The following is a 15,264-nucleotide window of genomic DNA, read 5'->3' on the forward strand; positions in this document are numbered from 1 at the left end:
AGGAGTTCGATCCTCCTAGGCTCCACCAAACTTCCGCATAAGAACACATCTTCAAGCAGTCATGTGACTGTTTGAACGTCTGTTCTGCAGACGTGGTCGATACTTTCCTTGAAAGTTCGACTTATTGACATCGTATAGAGAGATACAATCAACACTGTTTGGTGTTCCCGAGTAAGGGAAACACCTCAGTTTGGTGCCGAGCCTTCGGGTGAGGCAAGCTTGTGACCGCGTCTGTTTCCTCGGACGCCCATAAGTATGCCGGACTGAAACGAACAGAGTTGTCCAAGTCAAGTACACTAACCAGGTTCAATTCGCACGGATTGAACCAAGAAGTTCGATCGCTAGACGATCGAGCGGGATAGTATGCTTTTGATCCGGGATAGAGTGCCGACCTTACCAGAGCGGCACGCGCTTGGCGCAAGCCTTGCTCTTTCTGGATCAAATCAAGCGCGAGAAGGGCGTTTGGTGGATGCCTTGGCAGTAAGAGGCGATGAAAGACGTGATACTCTGCGATAAGCCATGGGGAGCTGAGAATAAGCTTTGATCCATGGATTTCTGAATGGGGCAACCCACCTGATATTCTGTTATTGTTACCCGCAAGGGTGATCAATAATGGGGTAAAACAGGTACTTATAGACTGAATACATAGGTTTATAAGAGCAAACCCGGGGAACTGAAACATCTAAGTACCCGGAGGAAAGGAAATCAATTGATACTCCCCTAGTAGCGGCGAGCGAACGGGGACCAGCCGAGCCTTGAGAGTGACCAGAATGCGTTGGAAAACGCGACCATAGTGGGTGACAGTCCCGTATGGGTAGCTCGATAGGACGTATTAAGTAGGGCGGAACACGTGAAATTCTGTCTGAAGATCGGAGGACCACCTTCGAAGGCTAAGTACTCCTTACTGACCGATAGCGAACCAGTACCGTGAGGGAAAGGTGAAAAGCACCCCGACGAGGGGAGTGAAACAGTACCTGAAACCGAACGCCTACAATCAGTCGGAGCTTGACTGGACTCTAATGACAATCGTGATTGTCTGTTGTACGCCCCCTAGGGAAACCTAGGAGAGTGGAATGGACGGAACATTTGCAGTGCTATTTCTGTTGGCTGGTCTGACAGATATGAGCGTGAACTATTGTGGAGATGGATGCCTTGCTGAGCGTGATGTTCAGAAGAGGTTCTCGATCTCTGCTGGCGATGTTCAGTTCCAGGACAACAGTATCGCAAGTGAGGTTTACGCCCGCTACGAGCTTGCTCGCAGCTATGGGCCGTTCCAACCCACTTTCGGTGTGTCCGTAACCGACGAAGGCTCTGCCTGGGTCGGGTTCGGAGCAACATACACGGGTAAATTTGCGCGGGATCGCGGCTATGTACAGCTGCACCTGATGCCGGGGCTTTATGCCCGTGGCAGTGGCCCTGATCTGGGCTTTCCGATCGAGTTTCGATCGGGGGCAGAGATCGGCTATGAAGCGCGAAACGGGATACGTGTCGGGATATCCTACGACCATCGGTCGAATGCGGATATCAAGAGCGTGAACCCCGGTCTTGAAACCATTCAACTGCGCGTCAGCGTGCCGTTGAATTAGGTTGTCATTAGTGTCCAGTCTTGTGACGGCGTACCTTTTGTATAATGGGTCATCGACTTGGTCTCACGAGCAAGCTTAAGCCGATAGGTGTAGGCGTAGCGAAAGCGAGTCTTAATAGGGCGAATGAGTTCGTGGGATCAGACCCGAAACCGAGTGATCTAGGCATGGCCAGGTTGAAGGTTAGGTAACACTAACTGGAGGACCGAACCCACATCCGTTGAAAAGGATCGGGATGAGCTGTGCCTAGGGGTGAAAGGCCAATCAAACTCGGAGATAGCTGGTTCTCTGCGAAATCTATTTAGGTAGAGCGTCATCCGAATACCCCGGGGGGTAGAGCACTGGATGGGTAATGGGGCCTTACCGGCTTACTGATCCTAACCAAACTCCGAATACCCGGGAGTACTAGATGGCAGACACACGGCGAATGCTAACGTCCGTCGTGAAGAGGGAAACAACCCTGACCTACAGCTAAGGCCCCCAATTCATGGCTAAGTGGGAAAGCAGGTGGGACGACCAAAACAACCAGGAGGTTGGCTTAGAAGCAGCCATCCTTTAAAGATAGCGTAACAGCTCACTGGTCTAAATAAGTTGTCCTGCGGCGAAGATGTAACGGGGCTCAAGCCATGAGCCGAAGCTTAGGATGCCGTAAGGCATGGTAGCAGAGCGTAGTGTGACATAGTATCTATCCTCTTTAGCCTTCTTCGGAAGGTCATGGAGGACATGATGCTTTCTGTGAAGCCGGCCTGTGAGGGATCCGGTGGAGAGATCACTAGTGAGAATGATGACATGAGTAGCGACAAACAGGGTGAGAGACCCTGTCGCCGAAAGTCCAAGGGTTCCTGCTTAAAGCTAATCTGAGCAGGGTAAGCCGACCCCTAAGGCGAGGCCGAAAGGCGTAGTCGATGGGAACCAGGTTAATATTCCTGGGCCAGTAAGAAGTGACGGATCTCGAAGGTAGTTCATCCTTATCGGATTGAATGGGCTGCTTAGAGGTTCCTGGAAATAGCTCTTACATAAGATCGTACCCTAAACCGACACAGGTGGACTGGTAGAGAATACCAAGGCGCTTGAGAGAACTATGTTGAAGGAACTCGGCAAAATACCTCCGTAAGTTCGCGAGAAGGAGGCCCGGTTTCTAGGCAACTAGAGGCTGGGGGCACAAACCAGGGGGTGGCGACTGTTTACTAAAAACACAGGGCTCTGCGAAGTCGCAAGACGACGTATAGGGTCTGACGCCTGCCCGGTGCCGGAAGGTTAAAAGGAGAGGTGAGAGCTTTGAATTGAAGCCCCGGTAAACGGCGGCCGTAACTATAACGGTCCTAAGGTAGCGAAATTCCTTGTCGGGTAAGTTCCGACCTGCACGAATGGCGTAACGACTTCCCCGCTGTCTCCAACATAGACTCAGCGAAATTGAATTGCCTGTCAAGATGCAGGCTTCCCGCGGTTAGACGGAAAGACCCCGTGCACCTTTACTACAGCTTCACACTGGCATCAGGCCAAGCATGTGCAGGATAGGTGGTAGACTTTGAAGCAGGGACGCTAGTCCTTGTGGAGTCATCCTTGAGATACCACCCTTGCTTTGCTTGATGTCTAACCGCGGTCCGTTATCCGGATCCGGGACCCTGTGTGGCGGGTAGTTTGACTGGGGCGGTCGCCTCCTAAAGAGTAACGGAGGCGCGCGAAGGTTGGCTCAGACCGGTCGGAAATCGGTCGTTGAGTGCAATGGCAGAAGCCAGCCTGACTGCGAGACTGACAAGTCGAGCAGAGACGAAAGTCGGTCATAGTGATCCGGTGGTCCCAAGTGGGAGGGCCATCGCTCAACGGATAAAAGGTACGCCGGGGATAACAGGCTGATACTGCCCAAGAGTCCATATCGACGGCAGTGTTTGGCACCTCGATGTCGGCTCATCTCATCCTGGGGCTGGAGCAGGTCCCAAGGGTACGGCTGTTCGCCGTTTAAAGAGGTACGTGAGCTGGGTTTAGAACGTCGTGAGACAGTTCGGTCCCTATCTGCCGTGGGTGTAGGATACTTGAGAGGAGTTGCCCCTAGTACGAGAGGACCGGGGTGAACGATCCACTGGTGTACCAGTTGTTCCGCCAGGAGCAGTGCTGGGTAGCTATGATCGGACAGGATAACCGCTGAAGGCATCTAAGCGGGAAGCCCCCCTCAAAACAAGGTATCCCTGAGGGCCGAGGTAGACCACCTCGTCGATAGGCCGGAGATGTAAGTGCAGTAATGCATTCAGTTGACCGGTACTAATTGCCCGATAGGCTTGATTTGATCCAGTAACAGCAAGACTGATACTGAATTGATCAGAAGCATACATCACATAAATAAATGTACACGACTTGGACAACGTGGTTCTTTCTCGGTTTGGTGGTCATAGCGCGAGCAAAACACCCGATCCCATCCCGAACTCGGCCGTTAAGTGCCGTCGCGCCAATGGTACTGCGTCTTAAGACGTGGGAGAGTAGGTCACCGCCAAACCTAGTAAGAACCACAAAACGTATCTCTCTACGATGCGCCCCATACCAAAAAATAAGGGGCACCAAATTGGCGCGGGATGGAGCAGCCCGGTAGCTCGTCAGGCTCATAACCTGAAGGTCGTAGGTTCAAATCCTACTCCCGCAACCAAAATATCACGCTAGATCAAAAGCTTAGAGCCCGACCTAACCAGTCGGGTTTTTGCGTTTGCAACCTACATCAACGCCACATCAACACCGGACCAGAAAAACCGCACCCGCACGCATAAACGCGCAGCGACAGGACGCCGCGTGCGAAGAAGGCGACTCGCCGTCACCCACCGTGTTGAACGCCTATCGCTTTGCATCTGGCCCCGCGAAAAATCCCGTGGCAGCATCATGTCATGATCACCTTTCGCTCCCTTTCCGATGACGATCCCGACCTTGCGCATTCGCCGCTCCTGCGTGCGGCTTTGTTGACTCTACAGTACGTTCAGGAACACGGAGCCATTGGGTTGACCGAGATGAAAGCATTCAAGCGCGTCTTCGTCCATTGGGCGGTGGAACACTTCGACTGGCCCGGTTCAGGCGGGGAGGAAATGTTCCGCTACAACAAAGTCATCAATGAATACGAATTCCCGCCGCTCGAGGTGCTGCACTACCTGTTGATCACCCTGCGCCTGGGACGGCACTTCAAGGGCGAATTCCGGCTGACCAAACGCGGCGCAGACCCAACATGGGCATCGGCGGCGTGACACCCGCTATGAAACTGAAAACAGCCGCGTGAATTCTACGGCTGGACCCCATTAAAATGGGGGGATTACCATGTCATCTCTAAAGCGAATGGCATACCGACGACCGAGTCCTCGTCACCATAGGTCGGCGACCATTCACTGCCTTCAACTTGCAAGCCAACTAAGTGTTGCTCAGCGCAATACAGGATAGTGTCTTCTGCATTCACTGGCCGAGCCACAACCAAGAACGCCAACATCAGGATAGACCATTTCAACTGCGTCCGACCGAACATTTGTTTCATTTCCTTCTCTTTCAAAGGCCTTGTAAGTTCTCGATCGCCGTTTAGTCCAGTCTGCAGCTGGACAAGAAGGTCAAAGGAGTCTTCGGGCCGACACAGATAATGCAAAACTCTGACTGTGAAGCGCTAAGAGGACGGCCCTTAGTCGCCGTTCGCGTACTGAATATACTCAGTGTTGCGGCCTGTCAGTGCAGCCATTCATGGATAGTGCAACATTCTGGCTACTCATTTGCGAAAGTCCAGATCCGCATCGCGGTCATGAACGGCTACTCCGCGTTCGGCATGCCCGTCACAATGGCTTTGGGTTAATTCCGTCCGAAGAAGGGAGGCCTGACCTTAAGCCGATTTGTGCAACAAAGACGTGCTAACGGCGACATCAAATAAATCCTGAAACCTGATGCCGCCAGGCAAGCGCGCGGCAGGCTTCCTAGTCGAGAGGATGAAGAACCCTGTGGAGAAAGTCCTGTGTGCGTAGCTCTTTCGGGTTGCGCAGGACCTCTTGGGCCGTTCCTTCTTCGACGATCGTGCCACCTTCGAGGAAAAGCACTCGGTCGGCAACCTCGCGGGCAAAGCCCATCTCATGCGTCACCACAACCATGGTCATGCCCTCTTCTGCTACCTGTCGCATGACGCCGAGAACATCTCCTACGAGCTCCGGGTCAAGCGCGGAGGTCGGCTCATCAAACAGGATGGCTTCGGGCTCCATTGCCAGCGCACGAGCGATGGCAACCCTTTGTTGCTGTCCGCCTGATAGATTGTCGGGAAAGTTCTGCATCTTGTCTCCTAGGCCAACCTTTTCAAGATACATTGCGGCGAGGTCACGGGCTGCCTTGCGCTCCATGCCTTTAACATAAACAGGGCCTTCCATGACGTTTTCCAGGGCAGTGCGGTGTGGGAAGAGGTTGAACCGCTGGAACACCATAGAAACCCGTTGGCGTAGAGCGATAATAGAACGTGCGCTAGGATCGATGAGTTGTCCATCAATCCGAACCTCGCCTTTCTGGTAGGTCTCTAGCCCGTTCAAGCAACGCAAAATAGTGGATTTACCGGACCCGGAAGGCCCAATGACGCAAACGACTTCTCCTGGGGTGACGTCGAAGCTGACCCCCTTGATCACCTCCAGCTGGCCGTAGCTTTTGTGTATATCGCGGACCGATATCATGTTTTCTTATATCTCCGTTCTAGGCGGTGGGTGAGGTATGTGAGAGGTAGAGCCATCAGCAAATAGATGACGGCGACAAGACTGAAGACGGTCATGTTGTCAAAGGTAGACGCGGCGATCAGCTGTCCTTGACGCGTTAGTTCCGCGACCGTGATGGTTGATACGAGCGAGCTGTCTTTCAGCATCATAATCATTGTATTGCCATACGGCGGCAACGAGATACGGAAAGCTTGCGGCAAGATTACCCGACGAAGGATTAGACTGTCCTTCATCCCGATGGAATGGGCCGCCTCGATCTGCCCGCGGTCGATCGCCTCGAACCCAGCGCGGAAATTTTCAGCCTGATAGGCAGAATAGGCGATGCCCATTCCGAACACACCCGCTTGAAAGGCGGTTAAGTTGATCCCGATCTCGGGCAACACAAAATAAATGTAGAACAGTTGCACGATGATCGGCAGGCCGCGTATCACAGTGATAAATGTGCGGCTGAATACCCTAAAGGGCAGGAAATTTGATCGTCCCATGACGGCCCAAATCAATCCCAAGACAGTGCTGATAAGAAGGGAAAGCAGGGTAACGGCGATCGTCAACCAGACCCCCTGCAAGAGAACGGGCAAGTATTCAGAGGCACGCTCGAAGGCGGAAAGCATATTGGTGTTCCGTTTCGTTGATTACTTGTTGGGGGCTGCCTCCGGGGCTTGAAGTGCCGCCCCGGAGCTTTGATGTCGCAGAGTGGTGCGACCTTAACTTTGACTGATCACTTGAGGCCCCACTTGACCAAGATCTCATCAAGCTCGCCTGAGGATTTAATCGCGGCTAGACCTGAGTTGAGCGTGTCAAGCAGCTCGGTATTGCCCTTGTTAACAGCAATCGCAACTTCGCCTACGACTGTGGATTCATAGGTTTTGACGAGTCGGACCTTTGCCGCACCTTGGGCTACTTGGTATGCGACGATTGGTTGGTCAGCAAAGCCAGCGTCAATCCGGCCAAGTTGCACATCACGCATAATATCCGCGATAGCGTCGTAGATCTTCACTTCTTTGAACACGCCAAGCGATTCCATCGGCTCCACATAGGCCGTGCCAACCTGAACGCCGACGGTCTTGCCCGCAAGATCTTCGGGCTTGGTGTAATCGGCGGTATCGTCGGTCGCGACGAACAGGCCCTCACCATAAGGATAGACTGTCTCGGTGAAATCCACGATTTCGGCACGCTTTGGCGTTGCATACATTGCAGCGGCGATAATATCGATCTTGCCGCTCGTAACCGAGGGGATCAACGCCGACCATTGCGTCGCCTGGACATCAGCCGAAAAGCCTTCTTTTTCACCAATAGCTTCGATGATGTCGACCATCACACCCTGAACCGAATTTTTCTTCACATCAAGAAAGGTGAAGGGCACACCGGACGTGGTAGAGCCGACCTTGTAAACCGGCGTGTCCGCCAGGGACGGTCCGGTCATCGCGCTCAGCGCGAATACGGCAACGGCGGCCATGCCGGACAGGGCACGGCGCGATACGAGGCTAGGTTTCTTCGTCATTTTCTCTCTCCACTGATGGGCCATCGAGAATTGTTTGGCTTTCATTCTTCAAATGGCATTGAAATTTTTAGTCAACTATTTCAAGATGAGCGAAACATGGGAGCATTGTCAACGCCATGAGCGAGAAATCTAGTAGGCCTCAACAGCCGTTGCCGAAGAATGCGGCCCTTGGCGAAGATACAGCGGCCGAGCGCCCCCAAGGCGCCGGAGGCGACAGAGCAGAGTCGTGGACCAGGAACAAGATCGGCGAGCGAATGCGTCAGCGGCGCAAGGTGCGCGGTGCCTCACTTAAGGTCGTCGCCGAGCGCGCTGGCGTATCTATTGGGTTGTTGAGCCAGATTGAGCGAGGGCTGACCATGCCGTCGGTTCGATCACTGGGGTCGATCTGCAACGCCCTAGAGATGCCGGTTAGCTGGTTGTTCGAGGCCGAAGGAAAGAGTCATGAGCCGTATGTTGTGCGGACCCATCAGCGCCGGGCGCTCGACCTTGGCGACAAGGGAATGCGCAAGGAACTGATGACCCCTGACGAAATGACAGGCATCCAGATGATGCGCCTGATCATCCAGCCCGGCGGATCAACAGGAGATACCCCTTATTGTCACGAATCTGGGTCGAAATGCGGCACCGTTTTAAGCGGTGCCCTCGGCTTGGAAATCGACGGTGAAACCGTGGTGCTTAACCCCGGAGATAGTTTTGCTTTTCCGGCAAAAGCGATGATTCGATTCTGGTGCGAAGGCAATGACGTCACCGAGGCGCTCTGGATTGTGACGCCGGCTGTATACTGAACTGTGGAGAGAACGGAATGACCAGAGTTATAGAAAACGAGCTACCCTTCATCGCGCAATCTGTTTGGAACGACACTGCAAATCAGGTGCCAGACTGTCCGCCATTGACCGGAAAACACGAGTGTGACGTTGCTATTGTTGGCGGCGGTTTTACTGGGCTTGCTGCAGCATTGCACTTGGCCGAAGCAGGCGTGAACGTGCGCTTGCTCGAAGCCGAGACACCCGGATGGGGGGCATCGGGGCGGAATGGCGGACAGGTCAATCCGGGTCTTAAAGAGGACCCCGATACGATCCTCCGTCGATTTGGTCCTGATATGGGCAAGCGTATGATCGATCTAGCAGGCGGCGCGGGAGATTTCGTGTTCGACCTCATCCGACGGCTGGATATTGATTGCGCAGCAACACAACCCGGTTGGCTGCAACCTTATCATGACGAAGAATCCAGACGGATTGTGGAAAATCGGGTCAAGCAGTGGGAGCCGTATGGCGCACCTATGCGATTGCTGGACCGCGCCGAGGCCTCTGAATTGCTTGGAAGCGAGGCCTATCTCGGAGCCATGGTCGACACGCGTGGTGGTCATCTCCACCCACTCAATTACGCTCTTGGCCTGGCCGCCGCCGCACAGCAGGCGGGTGCCACCCTACACGGCCACAGCCGAGCCGAAAGGTTTGAGCAAACCGGCGAGAGGGTGGTGATCCATACTGGGCAAGGCCAACTGACCGCTCGTCAATTGGTGATTGGCACCAATGGTTATGCTGATAGGTTTGCGGGTGGAATTGGACGCACCGTCGTGCCCGTCCGTTCGGTTCAAGTCGCCACTGAGCCGCTTTCGGCCGAGGTCTTCGATTCGATCTTGTCTCAAGGTCATTCGGCATCAGACAGTCGCCGTTTGCTGCTCTATTTCCGGCGGGGCCCCAACAACAGTTTTGTCATGGGAGGACGCGGGGACTACAACGAAAAAGGTACTGAACGGCAGTTCGAGCAGCTTCGCAAGGCTAGCGTGGAGCTCTATCCGCAACTCGCGGGAGCAAAATGGCGCTATAAATGGGGTGGGTTCGTCGCCATGACCGTTGACCACTATCCGCACCTCACGAAATCAGGCAGCAATGTTTGGGCGTCAATGGGTTACAATGGGCGAGGTGTGGCGATGGCTTCGGTTATGGGAAAGGTGCTCGCAGATGCCGCTCGTGGCATACCTGAAAATGATCTGCCATTTCCCGTCACGCCGGTCCGACCTATCCCGTTCCATTTTATGCGACGCTACGCAGTTGCTGCAGCCGTTGCGTGGGCTAGGCTGCGTGATAGTTGAGCAACGAGATTGGACAAGTGCGCTCAGAAAGTTGTCGTGGCACAGGTTAGGCCGACCCTGACTGTTCGACCATCCGGACCGATTCCGGAGGGTCGGGTATCCGGCCGAGCTGGGTGGCGGCGTAGTGCTGAAAACTGTGGAACACCGCGCCGTCCCGTTTCCCGATAAGCCGGGTCTCTGAAGCGACTTCTTTCACCTGCAACCGTCTGCGCGTCCAGATTATGGTCTCGAAAACCGCACAACCATTTTTTCGTCTCCACCCCCAAGGAGATCAAAAAATGGATGGTTCGACATTTGAAACGCGCTACCCGGTTGTCCTGCGCTTTGAAGGCATCGGGCCTGAACACCTTGCAGGCTATGAGAAACACCGCAAGCGAAAGAAAGACATCCAGAAACGGCTGGCAGAAGGACCACATAACCCCTGGCGGCCAACGCGGCACGGGCCGATGCGCGAGGTGATCTTGACGGTCAACAAGGCGTGGTTCGATGCTGACCCCGCGGCTGTGTTCGGCGAAGGCGTCGAGCACAATCAACGGATTGCAGATTTTGAACGGCTGTCCATCGCTTGGCTGAAGGATGTTTTTGTCGATGATGTCATCCACGCCCGCGCTGACCTCGATGAAGAGGCCTACCACATTCACGCTGTGATCCTGCCGCGCGTGCTGGTTGAGATGACACGCACGGACAAAAAGACTGGCGAGAAAAAAGTCATTGCGACGCGGCAGATGCTGCAGCCTTCCAAGTTTGATGTGATCGAACACTACGAACGCGCCCAAGATAGCGTTGGCGAATGGTTCTCCGAGATCGGTCTTGATCGTGGGGAACGGCGCAAGGCGGCATACCGCGATGCCATCGCCAAGGGCGAGACACCGCCTCCAAAGCGGATGCACAGTAAAACACGCGACTGGCGGCGCAAGAAGGACCGTGAGTTGGCCAAGCGTGAGCGCGATCTTGAGACCCGCTCGGCCGCCGTCGAAGAGAAAGCGGCGGAGGCAGAGACCATCATTGAAATCACCGAGGCGGTGGCGCAGGGCGCGGTCGATCCCAGCGCGCAAACCGCCGGGGGTGCGTTGATTCCGGTCAAAGGGTGTGAGCAGGACGAGGTGTTCTTGCGGGCACAGCGACATGCAAAGTTCTCTCCCAAAGGTGCCGCCCGCATTGCAAAGGTGCTTCGCCGTAGATGCCCGAGGGGGTCTTCGAGCGGGTTGAACATGATCTGCGTGAGCAGAAGGAAGAGGCGCAACGCGAGGCGGAGAACCAGCAAGGCACAGAGGATGATGCCAAAGAGCTGATCTCGGAATAACCCTCAGCCGCCGACATTGAAGAAAGTTCGCCACAGTCCAACTCCTACTCGCGCAACCAAATATAGCGAACATATAGACACCCAAAATAGCCTCCCTCGGGAGGCTTTTGGCGTGTCCAAAATATCAAATATTGCCAAACATAGACCCCGGGGGCGAAAGGCATTTCGAGTGCAAACTGATCGGGGTTTCGCGCCCGTTCGCATTGATACGGATCAAGGACCGGGGGTCTGAAATCTGTATCCTCTTTGATTATGGTGGCCGCGATGGGGGCCATATTAAACGGGAGGAGGCTCGGGTCGTGAGAAACGATTCATGTCTTTTTGCTGTTCAACATTGTCGGGAGGACGCCAAGTGTCAGTATCAACAACAGCAATGAAGCGGTTTGGGGCGGGGATTTGTGCCTGGTTTTCAGCGGCATCGATAGCGATGGCTTTTTCGGCCTGTGAAGTCACCGATACCGGCGGGATTGACGACAATAGTTTCAACCAAACCGCGTGGAAGGGTGTTTTGGACGCTCAGGAGAAGCACAATATCTCTGGGCGGTTCCTCGAATCTCAGGCGGAAACCGACTATGAGGCGAACATCAATTCGCTGTTGGGTGGCGAGTGCGACCTGATCATTACCGTGGGGTTCTTGCTGGGAGACGCGACAAAGTCGGCCGCCGAAACCAATCCAGAGCAGAAGTTTTCGATTGTTGACTACTCGTATGATCCGGCGATCGCGAATGTTCTGGGGCAGATTTACGCCACAGATGAGGCCGCGTTTCTGGCCGGATATCTTGCAGCTGGCGTAAGCAAAACCGGGGTTCTGGGCGTATTTGGCGGCATTAATATTCCGACCGTGACTGTCTTCATGGACGGGTTCTCGCGCGGGGCGGCGTATTACAACGCGCAAAAAGGAACCAACGTGATGGTTCTGGGCTGGGACCCGGAAACCAAAGAGGGCCTGTTTACCAACAACTTCGATTCACTTGATGACGGGCGGGCATTTGCGCAGAACCTGTACGACGAGGGCGCGGATATCGTGTTGCCTGTGGCCGGTCCGGTTGGTCTGGGCTCGGCCGCGCTGGCCGATGAGTTGGGCACGGATAAGCTGAAGATCATCGGCGTCGATGCGGATCTGTATTTCACCGACACCGAAAAGCAGCACGTTTATCTGACGTCGATCACCAAGCAGATGGATGCAACCGTTCTGCAAGTGATCGAAAGCGCGATGGACGGTACGTTCAAGGGCGGCAATCTGTTGGGCTCGCTTGCCAACGGCGGGGTTGATCTGGCGCCGTTCCATGACATGGACGCTTTGGTTTCTGACAGCCTGAAGCAAGAGTTGGCCGACATCCGGCAAGGTATTATCGACGGCGCCATTCCGGTCCGTCCCTGAACACGCTCACCCGGCGCCGGGCGTTTCCGGTGCCGGGTGTATTTTGCGCGCGATGAAGGAATACGAGTATGGATGTCGAACTCCGCGGTATCACCAAACGCTTCGGCGAGGTGGTCGCAAACGCCGATGTGAACCTGACGATCCGGGCGGGCGAGGTTCTTGGCCTGCTGGGCGAAAACGGTGCCGGGAAATCGACGCTCATGAATGTGCTGAGCGGGCTGTACCGTCCTGACGAAGGCGAAATTCTGATCGACGGCAAGCCGGTTGCGTTTGATGGCCCGGGCGATGCGATCCGCGCAGGCATTGGCATGGTTCATCAGCATTTCATGCTGGTTCCGGTGTTTTCGGTTGCCGAGAATGTTGTGCTTGGGGTTGAACCCACCGGTAAGTTCGACTTTCTGGATCTGAAGACGGCGCGGCGTCAAGTGCGGGAAATAAATCAGAAATACGGGCTTGAGGTCGACCCTGACGCCAAGATCGAGACCCTTCCGGTTGGGGTGCAGCAGCGGGTGGAAATCATCAAGGTGCTGTTTCGCTCGGCGGATGTTCTGATCTTGGACGAGCCGACTGCGGTGCTGACGCCGCAAGAGGTGCTTGAGTTTTTCGAGATCGTCAAAGCCCTGCGCGATGCCGGCAAAGCGTTGGTTTTCATCACGCATAAGCTGAATGAAATTCTGGAAATTGCGGATCGGATCAGTGTCATCCGGGCCGGGCGGATCGTGGGCGAGGGCGACCCCAAAAAGCTGAACCGGAAAGAGCTGGCAGAGATGATGGTCGGCCGTCCGGTGAGCTTTGACGTGATCAAGGCGCCTTATGCGCCGGGCCGCGACATTCTTGAGGTCAAGGACGTGACCATTCTGCGTGACAACGATGAGATCGCCGTTGATCACGTCAGCCTGTCGGTGAAAAGCGGAGAGATTGTCGGCATTGCTGGTGTGCAGGGCAACGGGCAATCTGCGCTGATCGAAGCGCTGACCGGACTTCGGCGCGTGGCCAGCGGTGCGGTTTTGTATCTGGGTGATGATATCACGCATGCGTCGGTTCGGGCGCGGCACAAGATGGGGGTCGCGCATATTCCCGAAGACCGTCACCGGGCCGGTATGATTGCGGATTTTACCGTGGCGGAGAACATGGTTCTGGACACCTATTATGACGAGCGGTTTTCGAGCGGGCCGCAAATCAACTGGAAGGCGGTCAACGCGCGCACCGCGGAGTTTACCCACGATTTCGATATCCGCACGCCGTCGGTGTTTGCACAGGCGGGGCACCTTTCGGGGGGCAATCAGCAAAAGCTTGTCGTGGCACGGGAATTGTCGCGCGAAACCAAGCTGGTCGTGGCGGGGCAACCGACGCGGGGGCTTGATGTGGGGTCAATCGAATATATCCATCAGCGGCTGGTCGAGGCCCGTGACACGGGCGATGGCGTGCTGATCGTGTCGTCGGAGTTGGACGAGATCCTTGCGCTTTCGGATCGCATTCTGGTGATGTTCAAGGGGCGTATCGTGGCCGAATTCGATGCCACGAAGGGCACCGTCGACAAAGGCGCCATAGGGCTTGCGATGGCAGGGGTGGCGGCATGACCAATGAGACAACAGACCGGGTGGTGAAAGCCAAGCTGATCGGGCGGACCGACTTTGAGGATATGATCCTTGTGCCGGTGATTGCGGTGGTGGCGGCGCTTTTGTTGGGGGCGCTGACGATGTTGCTGACCAATGTCGATCTGGCGACGATTGTGCGTTCTTACGTGGCGCTTGCCGTTGGATCGTTTGGTTCGCTGAACGCGCTGTCCGAGACACTGACCGCCGCGACGCCGCTTGTTTTGGCTGGGCTTGGGCTTGCTTTGGGATTTCGGGCCGGGCTGTTCAACATCGGCGCCGAGGGGCAGATATTGATGGGCGGAATGGCCGCCGTGATTTTCGGCTTCAGCTTTGCCGGTTTGCCATCTGCAATCTTGTTGCCGCTTTCATTGCTGGCGGGGGTGCTTGGCGGGGCTTTGTATGCGTCGATCGCGGGGTGGTTGCGGGCCACGACGGGGGCGCATGAGGTGATCCTGACGATCATGTTGAACTCGATCGCTTACCGGCTTGTGGATTTCATGCTGAGCATGCCTGCGATCCAGAAGGCAGGGCGGGCGGACCCGATATCGAAACCCGTGCCCGAGGCGGCCGAGCTGCCGCGCCTGCTGACGTGGATTGATCCGAACCTGAGGGTGCATGCAGGTGTGTTCCTGATGCTGGCCGCTGTGATCGTGGTCTATTGGGTGCTGTTCAAGTCGAAGCTTGGGTTCGAGTTTCGGGCAAGCGGCAAAAACCCAGAGGCCGCGCGTTTTGCAGGTATGCGGTCGGGGCTGATCATCGTGTCGGCCATGGCGGCGGCGGGCGGTTTGGCGGGGCTTGCGGGGGCCAATCAGGTTCTGGGCGTTCTGGGGCGTGCGACGCCGGGGTTTTCTGCGGGCATCGGGTTTACCGCCATTTCGGTGGCGCTACTGGGGCGATCGCATCCGGTTGGCGTTCTGATTGCGGGGCTTTTGTTCGGCGCGCTTGAGGCGGGCGGACGCCAGATGCAGGTCGATGCCGGGGTCAGTATTGACCTGATCAGCATCATTCAGGCCCTTATAATTGTCTTTATCGCCGCACCGCTTCTGGTGCGCGCGATCTTTCCCTGGGGCTTTCGAAAAGCCGCGGGATCAAGGGAATAGATG

At 55.5% G+C, this 15,264-nt stretch carries 10 protein-coding genes, 1 tRNA gene, 2 rRNA genes and 1 pseudogene; 10 read left to right on the forward strand and 4 right to left on the reverse strand.

Annotated elements, in window-relative coordinates; all coding sequences use genetic code 11:
* Positions 1–441 precede the first annotated feature (441 nt).
* From BSF79_RS10840 to BSF79_RS10855, 4 genes and pseudogenes are all read left to right on the forward strand, one after another.
* A 23S ribosomal RNA gene (locus BSF79_RS10840) occupies positions 442–3,867 on the forward strand.
* Positions 3,868–3,959: 92 nt separating this feature from the next.
* Positions 3,960–4,074: ribosomal RNA gene (gene rrf / locus BSF79_RS10845) — 5S ribosomal RNA — on the forward strand.
* 70 nt (positions 4,075–4,144) lie between these two features.
* Positions 4,145–4,221 (forward strand) — tRNA-Met (locus BSF79_RS10850).
* 232 nt (positions 4,222–4,453) lie between these two features.
* Positions 4,454–4,780 (forward strand): annotated as a pseudogene (locus tag BSF79_RS10855) (hypothetical protein); the annotation flags it as partial.
* Between the two features lie 89 nt (positions 4,781–4,869).
* Here BSF79_RS10855 and BSF79_RS10860 read toward each other — a convergent pair.
* From BSF79_RS10860 to BSF79_RS10875, 4 genes are all read right to left on the reverse strand, one after another.
* Complete coding sequence (locus BSF79_RS10860) at positions 4,870–5,085, reverse strand: hypothetical protein (protein ID WP_090269932.1); 216 nt, start codon at positions 5,083–5,085, stop codon at positions 4,870–4,872.
* A gap of 424 nt (positions 5,086–5,509) precedes the next feature.
* Positions 5,510–6,244 carry an amino acid ABC transporter ATP-binding protein gene (locus tag BSF79_RS10865; RefSeq protein WP_090269933.1) on the reverse strand — a complete coding sequence of 245 codons (735 nt, stop codon included), beginning with the start codon at positions 6,242–6,244 and terminating at the stop codon, positions 5,510–5,512.
* Positions 6,241–6,894: an amino acid ABC transporter permease gene (locus BSF79_RS10870; protein ID WP_090269934.1), complete on the reverse strand. Its 654-nt coding sequence runs from the start codon at positions 6,892–6,894 to the stop codon at positions 6,241–6,243. Before BSF79_RS10870 ends, BSF79_RS10865 begins: the two co-directional genes overlap by 4 nt.
* 107 nt (positions 6,895–7,001) lie before the next feature.
* Positions 7,002–7,784 carry an ABC transporter substrate-binding protein gene (locus tag BSF79_RS10875; protein ID WP_245776379.1) on the reverse strand — a complete coding sequence of 261 codons (783 nt, stop codon included), beginning with the start codon at positions 7,782–7,784 and terminating at the stop codon, positions 7,002–7,004.
* A gap of 116 nt (positions 7,785–7,900) precedes the next feature.
* Between BSF79_RS10875 and BSF79_RS10880 the strand changes: the two genes are divergently transcribed.
* The 6 genes from BSF79_RS10880 (at position 7,901) to BSF79_RS10910 (ending at position 15,261) form a co-directional block, all read left to right on the forward strand.
* Positions 7,901–8,569, forward strand: coding sequence for a cupin domain-containing protein (locus BSF79_RS10880; protein WP_090269936.1), 669 nt, complete (start codon positions 7,901–7,903; stop codon positions 8,567–8,569).
* 17 nt (positions 8,570–8,586) lie between these two features.
* Positions 8,587–9,879: an NAD(P)/FAD-dependent oxidoreductase gene (locus BSF79_RS10885; protein ID WP_090269937.1), complete on the forward strand. Its 1,293-nt coding sequence runs from the start codon at positions 8,587–8,589 to the stop codon at positions 9,877–9,879.
* 221 nt (positions 9,880–10,100) lie between these two features.
* The gene (locus BSF79_RS10890) at positions 10,101–11,171 is read left to right on the forward strand and encodes a plasmid recombination protein (RefSeq protein ID WP_139246428.1); all 1,071 of its coding nucleotides are present in this window, start codon (positions 10,101–10,103) and stop codon (positions 11,169–11,171) included.
* A 438-nt stretch (positions 11,172–11,609) separates the two neighbouring features.
* On the forward strand, positions 11,610–12,563 hold the full coding sequence (locus BSF79_RS10900; protein WP_245776380.1) for a BMP family lipoprotein: 954 nt from the start codon (positions 11,610–11,612) through the stop codon (positions 12,561–12,563).
* Between the two features lie 68 nt (positions 12,564–12,631).
* Complete coding sequence (locus BSF79_RS10905) at positions 12,632–14,143, forward strand: ABC transporter ATP-binding protein (RefSeq protein WP_090269941.1); 1,512 nt, start codon at positions 12,632–12,634, stop codon at positions 14,141–14,143.
* Complete coding sequence (locus BSF79_RS10910) at positions 14,140–15,261, forward strand: ABC transporter permease (RefSeq protein ID WP_090269942.1); 1,122 nt, start codon at positions 14,140–14,142, stop codon at positions 15,259–15,261. Before BSF79_RS10905 ends, BSF79_RS10910 begins: the two co-directional genes overlap by 4 nt.
* Positions 15,262–15,264: the final 3 nt, after the last annotated feature.

This window comes from Thalassovita taeanensis (genome assembly GCF_900110775.1).
Taxonomy (GTDB): Bacteria; Pseudomonadota; Alphaproteobacteria; order Rhodobacterales; family Rhodobacteraceae; genus Litorimicrobium; species Litorimicrobium taeanense.